We start from the raw sequence: 369 nt of genomic DNA, 5'->3' as shown, positions 1-369 counted from the left end.
CCGTTGTAGTGTCCCGAACCGGCCTGCCGCAGAATGCGTTGGAGGACGTCAATCAGGTCCACCACGTTGGTGGACTCCGGAGCCTGGGCAGCCGGCACGGTCTCCCGGCCTGTAAGCTTGGCTTCGGGCAGAACGCGCAGTTGCTGGCCGTGGGTGTCGTGGTAGGCATCCGGCTCGCAGTCGACGATGAGGAGGCCGAAGGGGGCCACGGAGGAGCGCGCCTCCACCGTCATGAACGCACCGCCGGCCGAGACCGAACCGGCCGCGAGAAAGGCGGTCGCGTCGAGGGAGGAAGCGGCCAGCCAGGACCTGTAGGCGCTCGGCAAGACCTGGCTGTGCCGGATGGCGACCGACCAGGGCGTCCAGGGC

Annotated in this window: 1 protein-coding gene; it reads right to left on the bottom strand. The window is 69.1% G+C overall.

Features of this window, described 5'->3' with window-relative positions:
• Window positions 1-326, bottom strand: a 326-nt coding sequence (locus UK12_RS42080) for a hypothetical protein (protein ID WP_442973920.1), incomplete at its 3' end; no start/stop codon positions are given.
• Between the last annotated feature and the right edge of the window lie 43 nt (window positions 327-369).

This window comes from Saccharothrix sp. ST-888 (genome assembly GCF_000955975.1).
Classification (GTDB): domain Bacteria; phylum Actinomycetota; class Actinomycetes; order Streptomycetales; family Streptomycetaceae; genus Kitasatospora.
This window is presented reverse-complemented; position numbering and strand designations above follow the sequence as displayed.